Below are 22,467 nucleotides of genomic sequence, written 5' to 3' on the forward strand. Positions count from 1 at the left end.
GAATCCTGACGAGCATCCACTGGTCGAGCTCTGCGGGCAACCACTTCGTCACCGGCGCTCACAGCGCTGCGTATCGGACAAGGTTTCGGCCCGGTTCAGTGCCAGCTCCTCGAGTCGGTCCGCAGCGACAATCTCGGATATCAGGGGTCAGGTCAGGAATGCAGTGGGATCGGTTGCCCGGCAACGCACGGTTGCGGCGCCGGTTCCTGATACAGCGACCGCCGTGCCGCTCACGCCGCTCAGCAGCAGAGCCGCGAACGCCAGCGCACCGCACCGCCGCCACAGTGGCTTTCGCATTGTCATACACCGTCTTTCGTTGTCGGGATCCGTCGCCGGCAGGTCAGGTGTGCAGGTAGACCGACAGCCAGGGGCCGATGAAGGGGCCAGCGAGCAGATCCGGCTTGCCGTCGTTGTTCAGATCGGCGGTTTCGACGGATTCGACGAGCCAGGGGGCGGTGTGCCATTCAGTACGGGTGAAATGCCCTGCGCCGTCACCGCGCCAAAAGGTCACATGCATGAGGATGGAGTCCCCGGTGACGATATCCATCTTGCCGTCGCCGTCGAAGTCCGCGAGGGCCAAGCCCGCATTGCCAGGGCTGCCGATCGACCAATTCGATTGTCGCAGGCCATGATCGGAGTTCAACCAAACGTTGATGCCACCCAAGCTGGTCACTCCGACGATATCCGGGCGGCCGTCGCCATTCATATCGGCCACCCGGATCGCCTCCTGAATGAGGTCGGGAGCCAGCAGTGCCTGCGGGCGGCCGAAACTGCCGTCGCCGTTGCCGTACAGCACCGTGAGCACGACTGGGAATCCGCTCGCCACGACGATGTCGGTATTGCCGTCGCCGTCGAAATCCGCCGGCTGCAGGCCGACGGCGACGGTGGACGCGAAATACGGTCGGCCTGTGTAGGTTCGGTCACCATTGTTGAGAAAGACGCCGACGGGAAACGCCGCGACGGCGAAATCCGGCCTGCCGTCATTGTCGAAATCGGCGATCCGGGCCGCGCCCGGCACGAGGCCCTGGGCGAAATACCGTCCCTGCTCGGCGAATCCGCCGTGACCATCGCCGTAGAGCACCACGATATCGCCGATCGCATTGGACACGAGCAGATCCGGATTGCCATCACGGTCCAGATCGCCCGCCGTCAGGGCGTCCGGGGCGATGCCGGTAGGGATGTACCCGGCCGGGTCGAAAGTGCCATCGCCGCGGCCGGGCAGCAGTCTGATCCCGAAGCCCAGTTCGTCGGTCATCGCCACATCGATGTGGCCGTCACCGTCGAAGTCTGCGGTGGCGATGCCTTCGGCGGTCGGCGTGTTCCCGAGAACGGTGACCGCGACCGACCGCTCCGGACCGAATATCGCACCGCTCGTGTCGGCAAACGCTGGTGAGCTCTGCGACCCCGCCACGGCCGTCAGCAATACAGCGGCGAAGAGGGCCGGCCGACGACCGAACATGCGCGTCCCCAGAAATTAGTGATACGACCGCATTCGACTGTATGGTCCGTCTGTGTCCGCCGAATAGTCCTGGTACGCCGACGCATTGACTTCCTCAGCCATCCCGTGACCGGCCATTGAACTCACTCTGACACCCCGGCGGCGGCCTCCACCGGATCGTCCGAAGGCTCAGGCGGATTCGGCGGTGGGCTCGCGGTAGCCCGGCCCCGGCTTCGGATCGACATCACGGGGGTCGAGGGGTTCGTGGCAGTGGCCGCAGATCAGAGTGGGGGTGGCGGGGTGGCCGCAGGGGCGGTGTTCGAGGATGAGCGGGGGGCCTTCGGGCCCGGCCAAGTGGCGGTCGCCCCAGGACATCATGGTGACCAGGACGGCGTAGAGGTCGCGGCCGCGGTCGGTGAGGCGGTAGTCGACGCGGCCGGGGCCGGTGTCGGTGCGTTCGAAGATGCCGAGTTCGACCAGGTCGCGCAACCGGCCGGTGAGCAGGTTGCGGTTCTTGATGCCGATATTGCGGGCGAAGTCGCTGAAGCGGTGGACGCCGAAGAACGCCTCGCGGATCAGCAGGATGGTCCAGCGGTCGCCGAGTACGTCGACGACACGCTGCACGATGTCGTTGGCCGGGCGTTCGATGGTCATGGTTCGCACACTCTACCGGTGTCGCCTCTTGTATGGTATTCAATTCATACTATCAGTATGAATTCGATACCAAGAGAGGTCGTGCCGATGGCCGGGCAACGGCGCTACTGCATCATCGGAGCCGGGCATGTCGGCAATGGCGTGGCCCGGGCGTTCATCGACTTGACCGCGTCCCTATTGGCCTGGGCCGCCGCCGATCTCACCGAGGGGACGCTACCGGGTACCGGCGCGCTGGGGACGGTCGAGGCATTCGGTATCGATCGACTGCTCGAAGGCTGCACCGCGGCCGGATTGGAACGCCTCCCATGACCGAGACACCCTCCGACGCCGACGCTTACCTGCGGCTGCTGGATCCTGCGGTGCGCCCCGACCCCTACCCGCTGTTCGCGCAGCTGCGGGCCGGCGGCCCCTTCCGGATCTCGACCGCGCCGATCATCGTGCTCTCCCGCCATGCCGACTGCGCCGCCATGCTGCGCGACCCGCGCGCGAGTGTGGATCGCGCACTGGCGACCCGGCCGATGGGCTCCATGCCCATCCACGGCCGCGACGCCGACGATGGTGCGGCACAGGGCAAACCGTCGTTCCTGTTCCTCGATCCGCCCGACCACACCCGCCTGCGGCGGCTCGTGTCCACAGCATTCACCCCGCGCATGGTCGCGCGCCTGGAACCGCGCATCACCGAACTGGTCGACGCCGCCCTCGACCGGGTCGCCGACACCGGCGGACTCGATGCCGTCGAAGACTTCGCCTACCCACTGCCGGTCGCCGTCATCTGCGAACTGCTGGGCGTTCCGCTCGAGGACGAACCGCTGTTGCGACGCTGGTCGGCGCTGCTGGCCCGCACCCTCGACCCCGCGCCCCGCGCCACCGCCGAATTCAACGCCGACCCCGGCGAACTCGAACGGGCGGGCAACGAGCTCTACGACTACTTCGAACAACTCACCGCCCAGCGCCGCGCCCGCCCCGGCGACGATCTGCTGTCACGGCTGATCGCCGCCGAAGACTCCGGCGACATGCTCGACCACGACGAGTTGATCACCACCTGCGCGCTGCTGCTCATCGCCGGGCACGAGACCACCGTCAATCTGATCGCCAACGGCGTCCTGGCGCTGCTGCGCAACCCGAACGTGTTGTCTACCCTGCGTGCCGTCCCCGGGCTGGCGTCCGCGGTGGTGGAGGAAACCCTGCGCTACGACCCGCCCGCCCAGCTGGTCCCGCGTATCGCCGCCGCCGACCTGCGGATCGGTGGAATCGACATCGGCGCAGGCGATTTCGTCGTCATGCTGCTCGCCGCCGCGAACCGCGACCCGGACGTGTTCGCCGATCCCGACCGCTTCGACCCGTACCGCGACAACCGCCACCTGGCCTTCGGGCTCGGCGGGCACTTCTGCCTCGGCGCGCCCCTGGCCCGGCTCGAAGGCCGCATCGCCCTCGAACACTTCGCCCGCCGGGTCCGGTCCCCACTGCTGCGCGTCGATCCGCCACCCTACCGCGACCACGTCAACCTCCGCGGCCCAGCAGCCCTGCCGATCGAGTTCAGCGGCATCGCGCCACGCCACTGAACCCCCTACGAACGAGTGGGCTAACCGCGGGCATTGGTGATGACCGGCACCAGGTACTTGCGCGCGAACTCGGCGAGTTCGTCGTCGGACCCGAGCGGCGCTGTGCCGTGCGGGGCGAGGATGAGTGAATGGACTACGCGGCAGACGATTTCGGCGCGGGTCATCAGGTCGTCGGCGTCGGCGAGTAGTCCGCGTCGCACCGCGTGTGCCAGTGTGGTGGCGGTCGCGGTGACGCACATGGTGAAGGTGGTGGCGCCGTCGACGGTGAGTTTCATGATCATTCGCTCGGGTTCGACCGCCAGCATTCGCTCGACCATGGGATGGGTGCGCCAGCGCGTGACAACCGTGACGAACACGTCGGCGACCAGATCGTCGATGCTGTCGTGACGTTCGGGCATCGCGGCGAGTTCGGCCAGCAGGGTCGCGATCTCGCGGCTGATCACAGCCTGCACGAGATCATCGCGTGAACCCACCCGCCGGTAGACCGTCACACGATCCACCCCGGCCTGCCGGGCGACATCCTCGATCGTCGACTTCTTGACGCCGACCTTCGAGAACTGCACGAGGGCGGCGTCGAGGATCCGCGTCTCGAGATCGTCCGCATCGTCGCGGCTCAGAGGTGCTTTCGACGCCGTCTTCACCCGTTCGACGCTAGCAGACAAACCACCTCGTGCAACAATCTCAGTGAAAATGTGGCCGCAACATTGCAATGAAATTTGTGGCGCTGTACGGTCGGGCTATGGCTGACACAGCTGGCGCGACGAAGCGCACCTACGGCGACGACGCGCATGCGATCAATGCGCGCGATGTCCATTTCGAGTTCGATTCCGTGCCGATGCACTACATCCCTGGCGAGGTGCTGGCCACGCACATCGTCAACGTCATGCATCTGGTGCTGCCCGAGGGTGAGCGGGCCATGGCGCAGGCGTTGGCCGAGGCGCTGCCGCTGATCGACGACGAGCGGCTGCGCGAGGAGGTGATCGGGTTCGTCGGGCAGGAGACCATGCACGCCAACAGCCATGAGGCCGCACGCAGGCATCTGCAGTCGATCGGCCTGGACGTGGACTCCTATGTGCGCAAGGTGGCGTGGCTGGTGGACCGGGTGCTCGGTGACCACGGACTGACCGGACGGGCGAAGGAGCAGTGGCTCAAGGAACGCCTCGGCCTGTTCGCCGGGATGGAGCATTACACCGCCGTACTCGGCGAATGGCTGCTCAATGCGGACATTCTCGAGCAGAAGGGCATGCATCCGGCCATGCTGGATCTGGTGCGCTGGCACGGCGCGGAGGAGGTCGAGCACCGCAGCGTGGTCTACGACGCCTTTATGTACGTCGACGGCGGCTACGCACGCCGAGCACGGACCGCGATCCTGGCGAGCCTGACCCTGCTGCCGCTGTTCATCGTGTCGACCGCGTACATGTACCGCAAGGATCCGGAGGCCGACAAAGGCCGATTCTGGTTGCGGCAGTTCGCAAGTGCCACCCGGCGCGGCGTGATCCCGAAGTGGACGGTGTTCCTCACCGAGATCCCGCGCTATCTGCGGCCGGGCTTCCATCCCTCACAGCTGGGTCCGATGGACACCGCACTGCGGTATCTCGCGCACTCGCCCGCGGCACGAGCGGCGGGTCACTGATGGCCGAGCCGACCGATGCCGCGTCGGTGAGTCTGCGAATGCTCGGCGCAATCATGGACGCCTACAAGAGCGTCTTCGTGACCGGCGGCGCAGCGCCACTGCTTTCGCGGCCGAAGCCGGTGCGGCGCACGGGATTCGAGCTCGATGTGCGCATCGAGAGTGTCGAACGCCAGACCGACGATGTGGTGAGTCTGACGCTGCGCGCGGCGCGGGGCGGCCCGCTGCCGACGTGGCGACCGGGCGCCCATGTGGATGTGTTTCTGCCCTCCGGACGGCAGCGGCAGTATTCGCTGTGCGGGGATCCGTCGGATCGCTTCCGCTATCGGATCGCGGTGCGACTCATCCCGGACGGCGGCGGGGGCTCCCGAGAGGTGCACGAGAGGCTGCGCACCGGTGCCGGGCTGCGAATTCGCGGCCCCCGCAACGCATTCACCTTCGTCGACGCCCCGTCGTATCTGTTCCTTGCCGGTGGCATCGGAATCACGCCGATCCTGCCGATGGTCAAGGCGGCGGGCTCCCGAGGTCGACTCGTGTACGTCGGCCGCACGCGCGACAGCATGCCGTTCCTGCCCGAACTGCCCGGCGCGGATATCCGTCCCGACGACGAATTCGGTATCCCGGACATCGCCGAATTCATTGCTCGCGCGGAACCCGGTGCGGCCGTGTACGTCTGCGGACCGCCGCCTATGCTGGCGGCGGCGCAGCGCTGCATGTTCGAACTGAATCCATCCGGGTCGTTGCATACCGAGCGATTCTCAGCGCCGCCGGTCACCGATGGCCGCCCATTCGATATCGCCCTCGCGCGAACCGGCGGCACCGTTCGCGTCGCCGCGGACGAGACCGCACTGACGGCCCTGCGCCGTCGGCTCCCGGATACCGCCTACTCCTGCCAGCAGGGCTTCTGCGGCACCTGCAAGGTCGGCGTCGTCGCCGGATCCGTCGATCACCGCGACCGACTGCTCACCCGATCCGAACAAGCCGATCACATGCTGGCGTGCGTATCGCGCGCCGCCGGCGACGAACTCGTACTCGACCTCTGAACGGCCGGAGACCAACTGATGGCTACATCGATGAAAACCCTTGGAGCAGTGACAACCTTCGAGGTGCGCAATCCGGCCACCGGCACGACGGTGGGCAACTACCCCATCCACCGGCAGGCCGAGGTCGACCGAGCTGTCGCGATCGCGCACGAGGCGGGAATCTGGTGGTCAGCACTCGGATTCACCGAGCGCGGCAGACGACTCGACGCCTGGCGCGCCGAAATCGCCCGGGGCCGTGACGAATTGGCCCAAATCATCCATGAGGAGATGGGTAAGCCGGTCTCCGACGCGAAACTCGAGATCGCCATGGCGCTCGAACATCTGCGTTGGGCCGCGCGCAATGCCGAACGCGTGCTCGGTCGCCGCGGCGTGCGGTCGAGCCTGCTCACAGTCAACCATGCCGCCGAGGTCGAGTACCGACCCTTCGGCGTGGTCGGGGTGATCGGCCCGTGGAACTATCCGGTCTTCACGCCGCTCGGCTCGGTGTCATTCGCGCTGGCCGCCGGGAACGCCGTGGTATTCAAGCCGAGCGAGTACACCCCGGGGGTGGGGGTTTGGCTCGCCGAGGCCTTCGCCCGCACCACTGCCGAGCGGCCGGTGCTGCAAGTGGTCACCGGTCTCGGCGAGACCGGAAACGCGCTGTGCCGCAGCAAGGTCGGCAAGATCGGGTTCACCGGTTCCACTGCCACCGGTAAGAAGGTCATGGCGGCTTGTGCCGAGAATTTGACCCCGGTGCTGATGGAGTGCGGCGGGAAGGACGCGCTCGTCGTCGATGCCGACGCCGATCTCGACGCGGCCGCCGAGGCCGCGGCGTGGGGCGGCTTGTCCAATGCGGGCCAGACCTGCCTCGCTGTGGAACGCGTCTACGTACACGCCGACGTATACGACGCCTTCGTCACGAAACTGGTGGCGCTGGCGAGCACCGTCGATGCCGGTCGGCCCGGATCCAAGATCGGCCCGATCACCATGCCCGAACAGCTCGGGGTCATCCGACGCCAGCTCGAGGAGGCGATCACTCGGGGCGCTCGCCTCTTGCTCGGCGGAATCGACACTGCGCCAGGGCAATTCGTGCAACCGACGATCCTGACCGATGTGCCCGACGACGCCGCGGCGATCACCGAGGAGACTTTCGGCCCGACGCTGACGGTCACTCGCGTACGCGATATGGACGAAGCGATCGAGAAGGTGAACGCAGGCGCGTACGGCTTGGGCGGCACCGTGTTCTCGCGGCACAACGGCCGCGCCATCGCCGATCGCATTCGCGCCGGTGGCGTTTCGATCAACTCGTTCGTCACCCATGCCACCATCGCGACGCTGCCGCTCGGCGGAGTCGGCGACTCCGGATTCGGCCGGGTACACGGACCCGACGGGCTCAGGGAATTCACCTACGCCAAAGCGACCACCAGGCAGCTGTTTCCGTCGCCGCTGCCATTGACCACCTTCCGGCGCACCACCCGGGTAGACGCCGTGGCCGACCGTCTGGTGGCGCTGCTGCACGCAAGGAGCCGATAGGGATGGAAGCGGAACACACCCATATCGCCGTCATCGGCGCGGGATTCGGCGGCATCGGGCTCGCGGTGAAACTGCGGGAGGCCGGATTCGAGGACTTCGTCATCCTGGAACGCGCCGACGATCTGGGCGGAACCTGGCGCGCCAACACCTATCCGGGTTGCGCGTGCGATGTCCCGTCGCAGTTGTACAGCTACTCGTTCGCGCCCAATCCGGACTGGTCACGCACCTATGGGAGGCAGACCGAGATCCTCGAATACCTCCGTTCGGTGGCCGTCGACCATGATGTGGTCGGCTCCATTCGGTTCGGCGCGGAGGTCCTCGACGCCCGCTGGGACGAGGCCGCATCGCTGTGGCGCATCACGACCACGCAGGGTTCGCGCACCGCCAACTTTCTCGTATCGGCAACGGGCATCTTCGCCGAGGCGAAATATCCCGACCTGCCGGGTCTGGACACCTTCGCGGGCACGAGCTTTCACTCACTGCACTGGGACCACGACCACGACCTCACCGGCGAGCGCGTGGCTGTCATCGGCACCGGGGCCTCCGCCGTGCAATTCGTTCCCGAAATCCAGCCCCGGGTCGACAAACTGCTGCTGTTCCAACGCTCCGCGCCGTGGATCGTGCCGCGCATGGACCGCCGTACACTGCGCGCCGAGCGGTTTCTCCTGCGCAGTGTTCCCTTGGCGCAGAAGGCCGTTCGCGGTCTGTGGTACTCGGCCATCGAGGCGTTCGGGCTGATCTCGCTGGTGGACCAGCGCTTCCGTCATCCCTACGAGGGGCTGGCGCGGCTGCAGCTGTTGCGACAGGTGCGAAACCCGCTGTTGCGCAAGACCTTGACGCCCGACTACGTGATCGGCTGCAAGCGCGCCATCTTCTCCGATGCGTATCTGCCCGCGCTCGACCAGCCCAATGTCGAGGTCCTCACCCAGGCCATCGCCGAGGTGCGGCCGCATTCGATCGTGCTGCGCGACGGGACCGAACACGAAGTCGATACCATCATCCACGGCACCGGGTTCACCGCGATTCCCTCCGCCTACGAACGGCTCATCGGCCGTGACGGGATCTCGCTGGCCGAGCTCTACCACAAACAACCGCAGAGCTATCTCGGTGCGGCGGTCGCGGGATTCCCCAACTTCTTCTGCACGCTGGGCCCCTTCGGCGCGGCCGGAAACCAGTCGGCCATCTACATGATCGAATCACAGATCGCATACATCGTCGATGCTCTGGAATCGGTGCGCCGCAAAGGATCCCGCCGCGTCGAGGTGCGGCCGCAAGCCCAGGAGGAGTTTCTCGCCGAAATGGCGCGGCGCAGCTCCACCAGCGTCTGGCTCACCGGCGGCTGCACCAGCTACTACACCACACCCGACGGGCTCAACGCCGGGTTGTATCCGAACTGGAGTTTCGAATACCGCCGTCGCACCCGCGCTTTCGACGCCAACGCTTACGAGGTGACCACATGACGATCGGCGCACCGCCGGGTCGACGCCCTTACCACGTGAACGGCAAAGTCGCGCTGATCACCGGGGCCGCGCAGGGTATCGGCCGTGAACTGGCGAATATTCTCCACGCACGCGGCGCATCGGTCGCGCTGGTCGATATCGACGGCGAAGGCATTGCCGCGGCCGCGGCCGCCCTCGGCTCGCGCGCCCTCCCGCTCGCCGCGGATGTGGCGGATCGAGAAGCGATGCGCCGGGTGATCACCGAAACGGTCGATCACTTCGGCTGCCTGAACCTGGTGGTGGCCAATGCCGGTGTGGTGCCGCGCCCCGCTACCCTGCGCACCATCGACGGCCGGGACTTCGACCGCGTTATCGATATCAACCTGACCGGCGTGTTCAACACCGTGCGCCCGGCAATCGATCACATCGTCACCGCCCGCGGCCATGTCGTGGTGGTGTCCTCGTGCGCAGCCTTCGCCCCTGGGATGGCGGGTGCGCCGTACATGATCAGCAAGGCAGGCGTGGAGCAGCTGGGACGCGCACTGCGCGTGGAGCTTTCCCCGTTCGGCGCGACCGCTGGTGTCGCCTATTTCGGCATTGTCGACACCGCGATGACTCATGACACTCTCGATGGTGACGAGCTCGGTCGCGCCCTCGACGAGCTCCTTCCGTGGCCACTGAGCCGACGGATCACCGCGGCACAGGCCGCGCATGCGGTGGCCGACGGCATCGAACAGCGCGCCCCGCGCACCATCGCACCCGCGAAGGGCTGGAACGCATACGCGCTGCTGCGCGGTGCGGTGAACGTGGTGCTCGACACCCGCCTCACCCGCGACCCGCGCGTGCACGACCTGGTGCGCGCGGTGGAAGCGCGGGTGCGACCATGACGGAGCCGAGCGCCACCGAGGCGCAGTCATGAGCGAGCGCAGCAACCAAACCATCGACACAGCCGCAAAGGCGGTCATGAGCGCCGAACCCGCATCCCTGCGGGCCAGAGCGCTACGGCAGATCTCGAGCCACATCGTGCGTCCGGTCCTGACCGCCATCCCGGTCAACGAGCACACACTACCGGCGGCTCGGATGGTCATCGACCGGATCATGCGCGCGGTCGCGCCGGTGCTGGACGGCACAGCCATCGAGGCCATCGAGGACGGTTCGATTCGCGCCGAGTGGGTGCGGGGACCTCATGCGACCCGCGATGACGCCGCCATCCTGTACGTGCACGGCGGCGGTTTCATCACCGGGTCCGCACGCTCGTATCGCGGTGTCACCTCGCGACTTTCGACCGCGACCCGGCTGCCGGTGCTAGCGGTCGACTATCGGCTGGCTCCCGAAAACCCCTACACCGCAGCAGCATCCGATGTTTCGACTGCCTATCATCTACTGCGCAAACGAGGATTCACGCCAAACCGGATCGTCATCGCGGGCGACTCCGCGGGCGGCTATCTCGCCACCGATTTCGTGATCGACAGCGCGGATCACGGCCGTAGCCGCGCGGCGGCCCTGCTCTTGTTCTCGCCCATGGCCGACCTCGAATTGGACCTCGCGCGTCGCTGCGACGGCCGCGATGCCCTGCTCGGCCTGGCCACCGCGCGCGCCGCCATGGCCCACCTCGCCGACGCGCCGCGACAGCTGCGTCCTCGTTCCGCAACACCATTGCCGCCCACGCTGATTCACGCCAGCAGCGATGAACTCTTCGCCGCCGACGCGATCGCGCTCGCCGACCGCCTCGGCACCGCGGGCACACGCTGCGACCTGCGATTGTGGCCCCACCAAATGCACGTCTTCCACACCCTCGCGGCCCTGGTGCCCGAATCCCGAACCGCATACCGCGAGTCCGGCCGGTTCGTCACCGATGTCCTCGAATCCCCTGCCGCACAGGCAATCTGAAGGAAACCCGACTTATGAGCAGCCCTCGTTTCGATACCCTCTGCGCCGCCTTCCAGCACACCGCGGCCATCGATCCCGACGCTGTCGCGGTGCGTACCGTGGGCGGCACCCAGGAGCTCACCTGGCGCGAATACGCCGCCCAGGTGCGCCGCATCGCCGCTGGCTTCGCGGCGCTCGGCATCGGCCGCGGTGACACCGTTGCTCTGATGATGAGCAACCGGGTGGAGTTCTACCCGATCGATGTAGGGGCACTGCATGCCGGAGCTACGTCCTTCTCCGTCTACAACACCCTGCCGCCCGAGGGGATCGCCCATGTGCTGAGCAATGCGGGGGCGTCGGTGGTGGTATGTGAGGGGCAATACCTCGACCGCATCCGACGCTCCGGCGCGGCCCCCGCGCACATCGTCGTGGTGGACGCCGACCCGGTGCACAGCCCCGAGGGCACACTGACGCTGCGGCAGCTGCAGACGCTCGGCACAACAGACTTCGATTTCGAGAGGTCCTGGAAAGATACCGAGCCCGACGACGTCGCCACCCTCATCTACACCTCCGGCACCACCGGCAGCCCCAAGGGTGTCGAAACCACACACGCCAACCTGCTTTTCGAGGCCCATGCGCTGGCCCAGGTGCTGCCGATCGAATACGGCGACCGCATCACCTCGTTCATGCCATCGGCCCATATCGCCGACCGGCTGACCGCGCTCTACCTGCAGATAGTGTTCGGCACACAGGTGACCGTGGTGGCCGAACCCTCGCTCATCGCGGCCGCGCTGCCGGACTGCCGCCCGACCATCTGGGGTGCGGTGCCGCGGGTGTGGGAAAAGCTGAAGGCCGCAATCGAACTCGGTGTCGCCAACGAGCCCGCTCCCATGCGCGCCGCGGCCCTGCGCTGGGCCCTCGACACCGCCCGCAGGCGCATGGACCTACTGCGCGCCGGACAACCCGTTCCCGACGATCTGGCCGCCGAATACTCCGAGGCCGACACCGCCGTGCTGTCGGCGCTGCGTACGAAACTCGGCTTCGGCGAACTGAAATGGGCCGTCTCCGGCGCCGCGCCGATCCCCGCCGACACCCTCGCCTTCTTCGCGGGTCTCGGCCTGCACATCTCGGAGATCTGGGGCATGTCCGAACTCACCTGCATCGCGACCGTATCCCCGTACGAACCAACCGAACTCGGCACGGTCGGCCGACTGGTGCCGGGCATGCAGATGCGGCTCGCCGATGACGGTGAGCTGTTCGTGCGCGGCCCGCTGGTCATGAAGGGTTACCGCGGCGAACCGGAGAAGACGGCCGAGGCCGTCGACGCCGACGGCTGGCTGGCCACCGGCGACGTGATGACTCGCGACGACAACGGCTGTCTGCGCATCGTGGACCGCAAGAAAGAACTCATCATCAATGCGTCGGGAAAGAATATGTCTCCCGCCAATATCGAGAACGCGGTACGCGCGGCCTGCGGGCTCATCGGCACCGTCGTCGCCATCGGCGAGGCCCGCCCCTACGTCACTGCTCTGGTAACGCTGGATGCGGACACCGCGGCGAGTTTCGCCGCCGACCACGACCTCCCGGTCGCCGCCGCCGTCCTCGTCGAGCATCCGGAAATTATCGAAAGGGTCTGCGCCGCCATCGATTCCGCAAACCAGTCGCTGTCTCGCGTCGAACAGATCAAACGCTTCCGCCTGCTGCCGACCTTCTGGGAACCCGGCGGCGTCGAACTCACCCTCACCATGAAACTGCGCCGCAAACCCATCGACGAGATGTACGCCGCCGACATCGACCTGCTCTACGCCGACCCGCAGCCGACCGGTGTGCACACCCCCGCCACGAAGGAGACCGTCGCCCGATGACCCGCTGGTTCCCCCTCGCCGACAGCGACGACACCCTCATCCAGAACGGCCCGATCCGCTTCCGCCACACCGTGACCGTGCCCGCCGAACCCGAACGGGTCTGGCAACTCCTCACCGCCGACGACGCCCTGGTCTCCTGGGCGGGCGGCATCACCGGCGTCCACTGGATCACCCCGCGCCCCTTCGGCATCGGCACCCGCCGCGAGGTCACCGTCGGCCACGGCGCCGCCGCACTGCGGGAACGTTTCTACCGCTGGGACGAGAACAAACGGCTGACCTTCACCGTAGAAGCCGCCAACCGGCCCGGCTTCCGCCGCTTCGCCGAAGACATCACCCTCGAACCCCATCCCAACGGCACCCACCTGACCTGGACCTTCGCCGCCGAGGCCGAACCCTGGTTCGCCGCACTGCTTTTCCCGGCACGACCGCTCATCCACCGCGTGACGCGGTCGTGGGCCGAAGGGATCACCGAACGTGTGAAACACTAGGGCCCGACCTGCTGTCGGGCGTATTGTTTCGTCGAGTTCGAGTCCAGAAACCTTGACTGTCCGGCCGAATGCTGGCAAGCATCCGCGTCACGTCCGGCAGCGACCACTAAGAGGTTCAATGAACGAGAGTGTCTCTTCTTCGATAGCGGAATCCGCGAAGAGACAGCCTGACAGGAGACAGGTTTTCGTCATTCACGGACGAAACGCCCCAGCAAGGCAAGCGGTCTTCACGTTCCTGCGTTCCATCAATCTGACACCTATCGAGTGGTCTCGAGCGCTCGACCTGACCGGCTCGGCCGCGCCCTACATCGGCGATGTGCTGACCGCGGCCTTCACCCATGCCCAGGCTGTTGTCGTCCTGCAGACCCCGGACGACATCGCCTATTTGGATCGCCGCCTGTGCGATGACCCTGACGATCCCGAGACTCGACCACAATCCCAGCCACGACCGAATGTCTTGTTCGAAGCGGGAATGGCGATGGGTAGCTTCCCCGAAAGGACGGTGCTCGTCGAGTTCGGCCGCGTGAAAGTGTTCAGTGACATTCACGGTCGGCACAGTGTGCGGCTGGACAACAGCATCGGCAAACGACAAATGCTCGCCCAGAAACTCCAGACCGCCGGTTGTGACGTCGACCTGACCGGGACGGACTGGCACACCGCAGGAGATTTGACGCCGCCCGCACCTGGCGACGGACTACCGGCAGGAAAGACGATCCCGCCGCAAAGCGGCCCCCCTGAGCCCCGCCTCGACGGCCGCTACATCGACCGTGGCGGTAGCAAATTCGGTCTGATAGAGATCGTCAACCACGGTCCCGGAGACGTCTACGACCTCGACGTACCGGACCTGCCCAACAGTGGGCGCGGGGCGCTACGCGGCAACGGCACCTTGCCGATCAAAAAGCTTCCCGAGGGAAAATCCGTCGTCGCACTCAATTACTTGAGCAGCGTTGCCCTGGGCGAGAACGCCGCCTCACACCTGACCCTTACGGCAGTGGGCAAGACCGACGATGGCCGCCCCATAGAACAGGAACTCTTCATCAGCCTGGGGATCTAGCGGCGCTGTCGGTAGTCACCTGAACTCTTCGAGCAGATCCACGAATCGTTATTCCAGACTGCGCATTCCGCTTCCTCCTCCGCCCGGCGCAACGAAGTTGTGCACTACGCCCGAGCGCGCATCGCGAATAGTTAGAGTGAGTGAGTGAGCATGTCAGGGGCGGATTTTCGGACGGTCGAATGCTGTCGAGTCGCGGCGACTCGCGGCGCCGCACGCACAGCCGGAGTGCGATAGTGGCCGACCGTGGTGCAGTCGAATCCGGTAGCGAGAGTGCGCCTTTCGAGTGCGGTGGCGAGACCATTGCAGTTCCCGGCTGGGCGGGTCTGGTGGAACAACTCGATGACCGAGGAAATCTGCCGCGGGCGTGCGAGCTGGATCCCTACCGTCTGGGGGCGACCCGCAATCGGTACGGACAGGCCGATGATCCCGATGATGGGCTCGACAAATACGTTGCCCGCACTGCTCGCGATGTCGATGCGCGGGTGGCTGCCGCACTGAATGAGCAGCGGATGGTGGTCATCACCGGACCGTCCAAGGCTGGCAAGACCAGAACTCTGTTCGAAGCCACCCGCCGCGTACTGCCGCAAGCCCGGGTACTCGTCCCGAATCCGGGCACCCTGCACCAGATTCCGGACCACCCGGGATTCGACGCCATCACCGAGGTGATCGTTATCTGGCTGGAGAACCTGCAGGACTTCCTCACCAGCGAACACCCCGTGACTCCCGCCCTACTGGCACACCTGAACACCGGGACCACGCGCACCGTGGTCGCGGCGACGTTGCGCAGTGAGGCCCTGACCCGATTGCGCAGCGTCACCGGCGACGAGCTGACGCGGGACACCCGCGCTGTCCTCGACCAGGCATTCCATATCGAACTGGCCTCGACCAGCGAGGACCTGGACGAGCAGGCCGCTGCGCGGGCGGCTTATCCGTCGCTGAACCTGGGCCGGTACGGGTTGGCCGAAGTCCTGGCTGGTGCACCGGAGCTTTTGCGCCGCTATGACTCTGCTCGTCTGGACGCTCCTGTCCTACGTGCGGTTATCGAGGTCGCGATCGACTGGGCCAGGATCGGGCATCCCGCCCCTATCCCGGAGGCCACCCTCGCTACATTGGCCTTGGCCCGCCTTGACGAGCACCGCGCCGACCTCGACATCGGGCCCGCTGATCTGGACGCCGCGATCCAGAACGCTCGCAGCCCGTTCGAGGAGGTGGGGCACGTCGCGGCGTTGACCACCACCCGGCGGAAGTCGGATCGATCCCGTGCCTATCGCCCCTTCGACTACCTTGTCGCCGCCGACGACGGCCAGAACCATCCTCATCGACCGATTCCCAACGACTTCTGGCGAGTCATCGCCGATGACGCGGAGCCAGATGTCCTTGTGGCTACCGGGATCCAGGCCTACCTGCGACAACAGCGCACTGAAGCGCTGCATCTGTGGCGCCGCGCCGCCGACGCCGGAAGCACGCTAGCGATGAGCAACCTCGGGGCGACGTTGGCCGCCGGGGGTGAGTTCGATGAGGCGGATAGGTGGCTCCGGCGCGCTGTCGAGGTTGGGGACGCGGGGAGCACGGCAGCGATGAGCAACCTCGGGGCGTCGCTGTTCGACCAGGGAGAAGTCGAGGAGGCCGAGACCTGGTACCGACGCGCAGCCGACGCCGGGAGTACCACAGATATGTGTGCCCTCGGGTCGTTGCTGTCCAACCGGGGGGAGGTCGGGGAGGCCGAGACCTGGTACCGACGCGCGGTCGACGCCGGAAACACCGGAGCCATGAACAACCTCGGTAACCTGCTGAACGACCGGGAGGAGCTCGGGGAGGCCGAGACCTGGTACCGACGCGCGGTCGACGCCGGAAACACCGGAGCCATGAACAACCTCGGTAACCTGCTGAAGGACCGGGAGGAGCTCGAGGAGGCCGAGACCTGGTACCGACGCGCGGTCGACGCCGGAAACACCGGAGCCATGTCCAATCTCGCGGTCTTGCTGAAGGATCGGGGGGAGGTCGGCGAGGCGGAGATCTGGTTGCGGCGGGCTGCCGAGGCCGACGCCACGGCGGCCATGCACGCCCTCGGCGACCTGCTGGAGGAGCGGGGGGAGGCTCAGGAGGCCGAGACCTGGTTGCGGCGGGCGGCCGACGCCGGGGATCCGAGCGCGATGGATCACCTCGGTTCGTTGCTGCGCGGGCAGGGGAAGGTCGAGGAGGCCGAGACCTGGTTGCGCCGCGCAGCCGACAGCGGCAACCCGAACATGATGTCCAACCTCGGAGCGTTGCTGAAGGAGCAGGGGGAGGTCGAGGAGGCCCAGACCTGGTACCGACGCGCTATCGATGCCGGAAACGCCGGAGCTATGAACAACCTCGGAGTGTTGCTGAAGGAGCAGGGGGACGTCGAGGAGGCCCAGACCTGGTACCGACGCGCTATCGATGCCGGAAACACCGGAGCCATGTACAACCTCGGAATCCTGCTGAAGGAACGGGAGGAGGTCGAGGAGGCCCAGACCTGGTACCGACGCGCAGCCGACGCCGGAAACACCGGAGCCATGTACAACCTCGGAATCCTGCTGAAGGAGCAGGGGGACGTCGAGGAGGCCCAGATCTGGTACCGACGCGCAGCCGACGCCGGACACACCGGAGCCATGTACAACCTCGGAGTGTTGTTGGAGGAACGGGGGGACGTCGAGGAGGCCGAGACCTGGTACCGGCGTGCCGCGGAGGCAGGGGAATGCCCAGCGATGATTGCGATCGGTGGCCTGCTGTGGCGATTGGGGAAGCCTGGTGAGGCGAAGATCTGGTTACGACGCGCCGCCGACACCGAGAGCGTACGAGCGATGCTCGGTCTCAGTTTCGTGCTGGAGCAGCAGGGGGAGGTTGGGGAGGCGGAAACCTGGTTGCGGCGGGCTGCCGACACCGGAAGCACGTTAGCAATGCATCAACTCGGTGCCTTGCTGCGCGAACAGGGGAAGGTCGGTGAGGCCGACCCATGGGAGGCGCGCGCTGTCGAGGCGGGAAGCACAGCAGGCAGCTTCCGCCTCAGCGACCTTCTGCAGGAGCTGGGGGACATCGAGACGGTTGAGACTGGGCTACGGCGTACCGCGGAGGCCGGGAACGCCCTAGCGATATGCAACCTCAGTATCCTGCTGCACGAGCGGGGCGAGGACGAGGATGCCGAGAGGTGGCTGCGGCGCGGTGCGGACGCCGGGAGCGCCATATGTATGTTCGGTCTCGGTGAGCTATTACAGGAGCGGGGAAACGCCGAGGAGGCCGAGACGTGGCTGCGACGCGCCGCGAACGCCGGAATTACCGACGATCTTTCTCTTAAGCGCGCCATGCTCCTAGGGGCCCAGCCGACGAAACCGCCAAGGCGGCAAACCACGCCCCGAGCCCGGCGAAAGAAGCAGCGGCGCCAGCGCCCGCGGAGGAAACGCTGATCCGCCTGCGAAGCTGGGATTCCGGTACCTCCCGATTCGCTTGTCATAACCACGGTGTCGGCCGCCGTGATCCCTCACCGTGATGCGGCCAGCACCGCATCCGTCGCGGCGGTATCGCCGACGGTGATTCTTATCCCGGTGCTGCAATGTTTGACCTCGATGCCGGAACGCACGAAAGCCGTACGGAGCCGGTTGGTTTCGGCCGGGCAGCGGGAACCGAGGTAGACGAAGTTCGCCGCAGTGGTCGGTACCGCGAAGCCGAGATCGCGCAGGCCCGCGGCGAGTCTGCCGCATTCGCGAGTGATCGCCGCGGTGCGCAGCGCCAATTCGTCCTCGGCGTCGTAACACGCTCGGACACCGGCCTCGGCGAGCGCGGTCATCCCGAATGGCAACTGCCAGCGGCGAATTCGCGCAATCACGGCCACCGAACCGACGGCGTAGCCGACGCGAAGGGCCGCCAGCCCGTACGCCTTCGAGAAGGTCCGCATCACCACCAGATTGGGATACCGCGCCAGTAGGTCGGCCGCGGCCACCCGATCTGCGGCCGCGACGAAATCGACGTAGGCCTCGTCGAGAACCACCGCGACCGATGGTTCGACCCGATCGAGGAATGCCTCGAGTTCCGACTGCGTGATGCAGGTACCCGTCGGATTATGCGGACTACACAGCACGACCACCCGGGTGCGCGCATCGATGGCATCGGCCATGGCCTCGAGATCCTGATGACCGGACGCGGTGAGCGGAACCTCCACCGCCCGGCCGCCGACCGTCGCGGTCAGCAACGGATAGCCGTCGAAGGTCGGGGTCCCCATCACCACGGCGTCGCCGGGAACGACGAACTCCTGCAGGATATGCATGATCACCCCGGTCGCACCCGCGCCGACCACGACCTGTTCGGCCGGAAAGCCGAGCCGTTCGGCGATCAGCCCGGGCAGTCTGCGCGGCAGGAACTCCGGATATCGGTTCGCCGCCACCAGCGCGCCGCTCAGCGCCGCGCGCACGGACGGCAAAGGGCCGTAGGGATTTTCGTTGAGCGATAGTCGGTGTTCCAGCTGTGCTGTCGGCGCCATCGTCCGCTCCTCGGGCTCAGTTCTGATCGCCGACGCGACGCCCGCCCCAGCGCACGGCGGCCGCCGCGGCGAAATCACCGGCGTGCGCGAAGCCGGCGAGCATGACCACCGATCCGGCGGGCACCTTGCCATCGCGCACGGCCCGGTCGAAGGTGACGGGAATGCCCGCGCCGAACAGGTTTCCGCATTCGTCGAAGGTGTCCGGATGCCGCTCGGTCGGCAGCATCAGCGCATCCCGCCAGTTGCGCAGAAACGCCCGGTTGGGCTGATTGGTCACCAGCAGATCGAGTTCGTCCGAACGCACTCCGATCCGACCGCATACCGCGTGCGCCACCTCGGGCACGATACGGTTGCCGCGGGCAAGGACTTTCGCGATCTTCGACTCGGTGAAGCCCACATGCATCTGTCCCGCACCGGCCTCCCAATACTTGCGCGGCGGATCGGCGATCACCGTCATCTGTCCGGCGAATTCGGGCAGGTGCCGCGCCTCCAGATCGAGAATCGGCGACTCGTCGGATTTGACGAGCAGTCCGACGCCGGCACCGTCGCCGGGAATGGCGGCCTGCGGTTTTGCCCGGACCTGCTCCTGGGTGAAGATCTGGCCCGCCGCATTCTGCACGGTCACGATCAGCGCCGAGCGCGCGTCACTGCTGGACAGGATCTGCCTGGCGATCTTCATCGCGTAGATGAATGCCGCACATCCGCCGTTGTGCAGGTCGATCAGCCATTCCGGGCGAATGCCGAGCCGGGCCGCGATCTCGCCGCCATTGCCGACGATGCCGGTCTCGGGCAACTGGGTGTGGGTGATCAGCACGTCCACCTCGGCCAGGAAATCGGTGCCGCGGCGTTCGAGCATCGGCGCGATCGCCTGCTCGGCCATATCGGCCGGGGTCTCGCCGGGTGCGACGTGATGCCGGAACGGCGGCGCCTTGAACATGGCGTTCGAGGTCAGGTCGTCGGGATCGGCATATCGAGTGAAATAGTCCGCGGTGACCCGGTTCTTGGGTAGGTAGCTGGATACGTCGACGAGACTGATGGGCGCGGTACTCATTTCATCCACTCCGGTCGGATCGGCTGCCCGTTGGCGTGGCGGTGCTCGCAAATCGCCTTCAGATTGCGCAGTTCCAGCAGATGACCCGCATAGAAGAGATGCCAGAAATCCCCGACCCACACCGGACGGTCCGGCGGCGCGGTATCCGGATAGCCGTTCTCGTCATAGAAGGGATGGTGGCAATTCGTCCACAGCACCACCGATCCCGGCTTGTTCAAGACCAATTGAGCATCCGCCACCCGCATCATGTAGATCATCCAGAGGTGGTCGGGCTGGTCCCAGGCACAGTGATAGTCGACGGTGCGCGCGGCGGCATTGGCGATGGTGCGGGTATAGATGCGGGTGTGCTCGCCGATGCGATCGTCGGAGACCCACAGTTCCGGTTCGTCGGTGCGCTCGAAACCGCGCATGCTGTAGGTCCATTCGCACAGACTGCGGGTGTCGGAGAGGTAGTCGAAGACCTCATCCGGCGGGGCGTCGATGAATTCGTTGACGGTGCAGAACTGCCCGTACACCTCGTCGTGCGGATAGACCGCCCTGGTCATATCGAGCACCATCGGCATGCCCTCTTTGACGCTGATATTTTCGATCCGGTACACACCCGGCACGTCCAGCTCCGGAACTTCCACGGGCGCAATGGCTTCGGTCATGCGGTGAACTCCTTCAGGAAAGGGGCGAACGGTGGGATTTCGTCTGGGTCGCAGGCGATTTCGATGAAGACCGGCCCGGACGCATCGCCTGTCTGGTCGAGCGCGGTCTCGAACTCCGCGAGGGTGCCGCACGCGTAGGCCGGGATATGCGGGAACATGGCGGCCACCGCGTCACCGATGCGGGCGGCGCCGAATCTGTTGAACGTGTAATCGCCGGTGAAATACAGCTGTTCGCGGGTCACGCACATCGCGTGCGCGTTGTTGTTGAAGACGATGAAGGTGACCGGCACGTGGTGCTCGACCGCGGTGTGCACCTCGTGCCCGTGCATGAAATACGCACCATCGCCAGCGATTACGACGGTGCGGTGGCGCCGGCCGAGCGCGCTGCCGATGCCCGCCCCGAATGCGTAGCCCATACCGCCCATACCGAGCGCGATGAGGAAGCGTCCGTCGGCGGGCACCGGAAGGTAGTGGACCACCGCGGCACCGGTATTACCCGCGTCGGCGACCACATCGGTGCCCGGCGCCAACCGCGTCGCGATCGTCTCGACCGCGTCCCGATAACGCACACCCGGACCCGATGCGGCCGGAACCTGGTGCACGGGAAGGGATGTCGACTCGAAATGTAAGTCGGTATCGTCCGCCGCAAGTACCGGCAAGAGATCCAGCAGAGCTCGCCCCAGTGGCCCGCGCAGCCGCACGTGTACCGGAACGAACGGCGACTCCGAACCCAGATGCAGGATTCGCGGGCAATCGGCGAGGGCCGCTTCCACACCCGCGCGGGCGAGCATCGGCAGCGGGGTGCCGACCACGAGGCACTGCGCCGCGGCCGCGACGACTTCGGACACATGCGGATGCCCCATGACGCCGACGACCCCGGCGAAAAGCGGGTGGGCATTGGCGAAAACATCCTTGGCATCGGGCGTCACGAGCACTGCCGCGCCGAGTGCGACCGCCAGCAGTTCCAGCTCGGCCCTGGCATCGGCACGCGCCACCTCGGGACCGGCGATGATCACCAACGGACCGGGCCTTACCTCGGTGTCGAGCGGATCGTTCAACGGCCTCGCCGAATCAGATCCGTCTGCCGGATCACTCGACAACACCGCGTCAGGTGCGCATGCGCTCTGAATATCCTTGGGCAACAACAGAACCGCGACAGTTCCGCTGAGCGCGGCATCGATCGCGCTGCGCACCTGCGCGTCGACATCGTCGACGCTGGTGATCTTCGCGCAGTACCCCGCCACCGAACCGAAGATCCGTTCCGCGTCGAGCAATCCCGCACCACCGCTGGTGTCCTGAAAGGCTCCGCGCCCCTCCAGTGCGAGCGGCGGCTGCCCGACCAGCGCGAGCACCGGAATGCGCGAATCGAATGACTCCCCCAGTCCCGCAAGCAGATTCAGCGCTCCACCGCCCGAGGTGGCGGCCACGACACCGAGTCGGTTGGTGCTACGCGCGTAGCCGTCTGCCATGGTCGCGGCGCCGAATTCGTGTTTGGCGACGATCCCGGTGATCGGGGCGGCGCTGCGGTGTACCGCGTCGTAGATGTCCTCGATATTCGCGCCGCCGACCCCGAAGACATGATCGGTATGCGCGGCGATCCGCGCGACGATCCGGTCGGCAATGGTCTGCGGGCGTTCGACGACCGGGTTGGTTAGTTCCGCCAAGAAAGATCGTGTGCGATGCATCGCGCACAATGTAACTCAGACAGTTTACCCAT

Annotated in this window: 19 protein-coding genes; 12 read left to right on the plus strand and 7 right to left on the minus strand. The window is 66.4% G+C overall.

The features are described from left to right. Positions 1–340 precede the first annotated feature (340 nt). Together ACHQ4I_RS24340 and ACHQ4I_RS24345 are read right to left on the minus strand one after the other, a co-directional pair. On the minus strand, positions 341–1,459 hold the full coding sequence (locus ACHQ4I_RS24340) for an FG-GAP repeat domain-containing protein (protein WP_420774112.1): 1,119 nt from the start codon (positions 1,457–1,459) through the stop codon (positions 341–343). A 168-nt stretch (positions 1,460–1,627) separates the two neighbouring features. Beyond that, positions 1,628–2,092, minus strand: a complete 465-nt coding sequence (locus ACHQ4I_RS24345; protein ID WP_420774113.1) for a winged helix-turn-helix transcriptional regulator — start codon at positions 2,090–2,092, stop codon at positions 1,628–1,630. 57 nt (positions 2,093–2,149) lie between these two features. On the opposite strand from ACHQ4I_RS24345, the gene ACHQ4I_RS24350 reads away from it, so the two are divergent. Both ACHQ4I_RS24350 and ACHQ4I_RS24355 read left to right on the plus strand, forming a co-directional pair. After that, positions 2,150–2,401, plus strand: coding sequence for a hypothetical protein (locus ACHQ4I_RS24350; RefSeq protein WP_420774114.1), 252 nt, complete (start codon positions 2,150–2,152; stop codon positions 2,399–2,401). Continuing rightward, entirely contained in the window at positions 2,398–3,654 is a 1,257-nt protein-coding gene (locus tag ACHQ4I_RS24355; protein ID WP_420774115.1) for a cytochrome P450, read from the plus strand. The genes ACHQ4I_RS24350 and ACHQ4I_RS24355 overlap by 4 nt, the downstream gene beginning before the upstream one ends. 20 nt (positions 3,655–3,674) lie before the next feature. On the opposite strand, the gene ACHQ4I_RS24360 is transcribed toward ACHQ4I_RS24355, so the two are convergent. Then, positions 3,675–4,295 carry a TetR/AcrR family transcriptional regulator gene (locus ACHQ4I_RS24360; RefSeq protein ID WP_420774116.1) on the minus strand — a complete coding sequence of 207 codons (621 nt, stop codon included), beginning with the start codon at positions 4,293–4,295 and terminating at the stop codon, positions 3,675–3,677. Between the two features lie 98 nt (positions 4,296–4,393). Between ACHQ4I_RS24360 and ACHQ4I_RS24365 the strand changes: the two genes are divergently transcribed. From ACHQ4I_RS24365 to ACHQ4I_RS24410, 10 genes are all read left to right on the plus strand, one after another. Beyond that, positions 4,394–5,287, plus strand: coding sequence for a metal-dependent hydrolase (locus ACHQ4I_RS24365; protein WP_420774117.1), 894 nt, complete (start codon positions 4,394–4,396; stop codon positions 5,285–5,287). Next, entirely contained in the window at positions 5,287–6,327 is a 1,041-nt protein-coding gene (locus tag ACHQ4I_RS24370; RefSeq protein ID WP_420774118.1) for a PDR/VanB family oxidoreductase, read from the plus strand. The genes ACHQ4I_RS24365 and ACHQ4I_RS24370 overlap by 1 nt, the downstream gene beginning before the upstream one ends. Before the next feature lie 30 nt (positions 6,328–6,357). Next, a complete protein-coding gene (locus ACHQ4I_RS24375) occupies positions 6,358–7,839 on the plus strand; it encodes an aldehyde dehydrogenase family protein (RefSeq protein ID WP_420774197.1) in 1,482 nt (493 codons plus the stop codon). Between the two features lie 2 nt (positions 7,840–7,841). Continuing rightward, on the plus strand, positions 7,842–9,299 hold the full coding sequence (locus ACHQ4I_RS24380) for a flavin-containing monooxygenase (protein ID WP_420774119.1): 1,458 nt from the start codon (positions 7,842–7,844) through the stop codon (positions 9,297–9,299). Beyond that, positions 9,296–10,165, plus strand: coding sequence for a short-chain dehydrogenase/reductase (locus ACHQ4I_RS24385; RefSeq protein ID WP_420774120.1), 870 nt, complete (start codon positions 9,296–9,298; stop codon positions 10,163–10,165). Before ACHQ4I_RS24380 ends, ACHQ4I_RS24385 begins: the two co-directional genes overlap by 4 nt. 28 nt (positions 10,166–10,193) lie before the next feature. Next, on the plus strand, positions 10,194–11,168 hold the full coding sequence (locus ACHQ4I_RS24390) for an alpha/beta hydrolase (protein ID WP_420774121.1): 975 nt from the start codon (positions 10,194–10,196) through the stop codon (positions 11,166–11,168). Positions 11,169–11,182: 14 nt separating this feature from the next. Beyond that, positions 11,183–13,012, plus strand: a complete 1,830-nt coding sequence (gene fadD11, locus ACHQ4I_RS24395; RefSeq protein WP_420774122.1) for a fatty acid--CoA ligase FadD11 — start codon at positions 11,183–11,185, stop codon at positions 13,010–13,012. Beyond that, positions 13,009–13,500 carry an SRPBCC family protein gene (locus ACHQ4I_RS24400; protein ID WP_420774123.1) on the plus strand — a complete coding sequence of 164 codons (492 nt, stop codon included), beginning with the start codon at positions 13,009–13,011 and terminating at the stop codon, positions 13,498–13,500. Before fadD11 ends, ACHQ4I_RS24400 begins: the two co-directional genes overlap by 4 nt. Positions 13,501–13,618: 118 nt before the next feature. Continuing rightward, the gene (locus tag ACHQ4I_RS24405) at positions 13,619–14,554 is read left to right on the plus strand and encodes a TIR domain-containing protein (protein ID WP_420774124.1); all 936 of its coding nucleotides are present in this window, start codon (positions 13,619–13,621) and stop codon (positions 14,552–14,554) included. A gap of 233 nt (positions 14,555–14,787) precedes the next feature. After that, positions 14,788–17,979, plus strand: a complete 3,192-nt coding sequence (locus tag ACHQ4I_RS24410; RefSeq protein ID WP_420774125.1) for a tetratricopeptide repeat protein — start codon at positions 14,788–14,790, stop codon at positions 17,977–17,979. Between the two features lie 74 nt (positions 17,980–18,053). On the opposite strand, the gene ACHQ4I_RS24415 is transcribed toward ACHQ4I_RS24410, so the two are convergent. The 4 genes from ACHQ4I_RS24415 to ACHQ4I_RS24430 are packed head-to-tail and all read right to left on the minus strand — an operon-like array spanning position 18,054 to position 22,435. Then, a complete protein-coding gene (locus ACHQ4I_RS24415; protein WP_420774126.1) occupies positions 18,054–19,049 on the minus strand; it encodes a pyridoxal phosphate-dependent aminotransferase in 996 nt (331 codons plus the stop codon). A gap of 16 nt (positions 19,050–19,065) precedes the next feature. Further along, positions 19,066–20,100, minus strand: coding sequence for a 3-oxoacyl-ACP synthase III family protein (locus ACHQ4I_RS24420; protein ID WP_420774127.1), 1,035 nt, complete (start codon positions 20,098–20,100; stop codon positions 19,066–19,068). Next, positions 20,097–20,750 (minus strand): SRPBCC family protein, encoded by a 654-nt coding sequence (locus tag ACHQ4I_RS24425; protein WP_420774128.1) that lies wholly within the window; start codon positions 20,748–20,750, stop codon positions 20,097–20,099. The genes ACHQ4I_RS24420 and ACHQ4I_RS24425 overlap by 4 nt, the downstream gene beginning before the upstream one ends. Then, on the minus strand, positions 20,747–22,435 hold the full coding sequence (locus ACHQ4I_RS24430) for a thiamine pyrophosphate-binding protein (protein ID WP_420774129.1): 1,689 nt from the start codon (positions 22,433–22,435) through the stop codon (positions 20,747–20,749). The genes ACHQ4I_RS24425 and ACHQ4I_RS24430 overlap by 4 nt, the downstream gene beginning before the upstream one ends. Between the last annotated feature and the right edge of the window lie 32 nt (positions 22,436–22,467).

It is taken from the genome of Nocardia nepalensis, from assembly GCF_048910785.1.
In the GTDB taxonomy this organism is placed as follows: domain Bacteria; phylum Actinomycetota; class Actinomycetes; order Mycobacteriales; family Mycobacteriaceae; genus Nocardia; species Nocardia nepalensis.

Excerpts from the sequence above, each read along its gene's own strand:
- ACHQ4I_RS24405 (WP_420774124.1), top strand. The coding sequence starts at position 13,619 with ATGAACGAGAGTGTCTCTTCTTCGATAGCGGAATCCGCGAAGAGACAG.
- ACHQ4I_RS24425 (WP_420774128.1), bottom strand. The coding sequence starts at position 20,750 with ATGACCGAAGCCATTGCGCCCGTGGAAGTTCCGGAGCTGGACGTGCCG.
- ACHQ4I_RS24365 (WP_420774117.1), top strand. The coding sequence starts at position 4,394 with ATGGCTGACACAGCTGGCGCGACGAAGCGCACCTACGGCGACGACGCG.
- ACHQ4I_RS24385 (WP_420774120.1), top strand. The coding sequence starts at position 9,296 with ATGACGATCGGCGCACCGCCGGGTCGACGCCCTTACCACGTGAACGGC.
- ACHQ4I_RS24380 (WP_420774119.1), top strand. The coding sequence starts at position 7,842 with ATGGAAGCGGAACACACCCATATCGCCGTCATCGGCGCGGGATTCGGC.
- ACHQ4I_RS24400 (WP_420774123.1), top strand. The coding sequence starts at position 13,009 with ATGACCCGCTGGTTCCCCCTCGCCGACAGCGACGACACCCTCATCCAG.
- ACHQ4I_RS24345 (WP_420774113.1), bottom strand. The coding sequence starts at position 2,092 with ATGACCATCGAACGCCCGGCCAACGACATCGTGCAGCGTGTCGTCGAC.
- ACHQ4I_RS24430 (WP_420774129.1), bottom strand. The coding sequence starts at position 22,435 with ATGCATCGCACACGATCTTTCTTGGCGGAACTAACCAACCCGGTCGTC.
- ACHQ4I_RS24420 (WP_420774127.1), bottom strand. The coding sequence starts at position 20,100 with ATGAGTACCGCGCCCATCAGTCTCGTCGACGTATCCAGCTACCTACCC.
- ACHQ4I_RS24355 (WP_420774115.1), top strand. The coding sequence starts at position 2,398 with ATGACCGAGACACCCTCCGACGCCGACGCTTACCTGCGGCTGCTGGAT.
- ACHQ4I_RS24370 (WP_420774118.1), top strand. The coding sequence starts at position 5,287 with ATGGCCGAGCCGACCGATGCCGCGTCGGTGAGTCTGCGAATGCTCGGC.
- fadD11 (WP_420774122.1), top strand. The coding sequence starts at position 11,183 with ATGAGCAGCCCTCGTTTCGATACCCTCTGCGCCGCCTTCCAGCACACC.
- ACHQ4I_RS24375 (WP_420774197.1), top strand. The coding sequence starts at position 6,358 with ATGAAAACCCTTGGAGCAGTGACAACCTTCGAGGTGCGCAATCCGGCC.
- ACHQ4I_RS24340 (WP_420774112.1), bottom strand. The coding sequence starts at position 1,459 with ATGTTCGGTCGTCGGCCGGCCCTCTTCGCCGCTGTATTGCTGACGGCC.
- ACHQ4I_RS24415 (WP_420774126.1), bottom strand. The coding sequence starts at position 19,049 with ATGGCGCCGACAGCACAGCTGGAACACCGACTATCGCTCAACGAAAAT.
- ACHQ4I_RS24350 (WP_420774114.1), top strand. The coding sequence starts at position 2,150 with ATGAATTCGATACCAAGAGAGGTCGTGCCGATGGCCGGGCAACGGCGC.
- ACHQ4I_RS24390 (WP_420774121.1), top strand. The coding sequence starts at position 10,194 with ATGAGCGAGCGCAGCAACCAAACCATCGACACAGCCGCAAAGGCGGTC.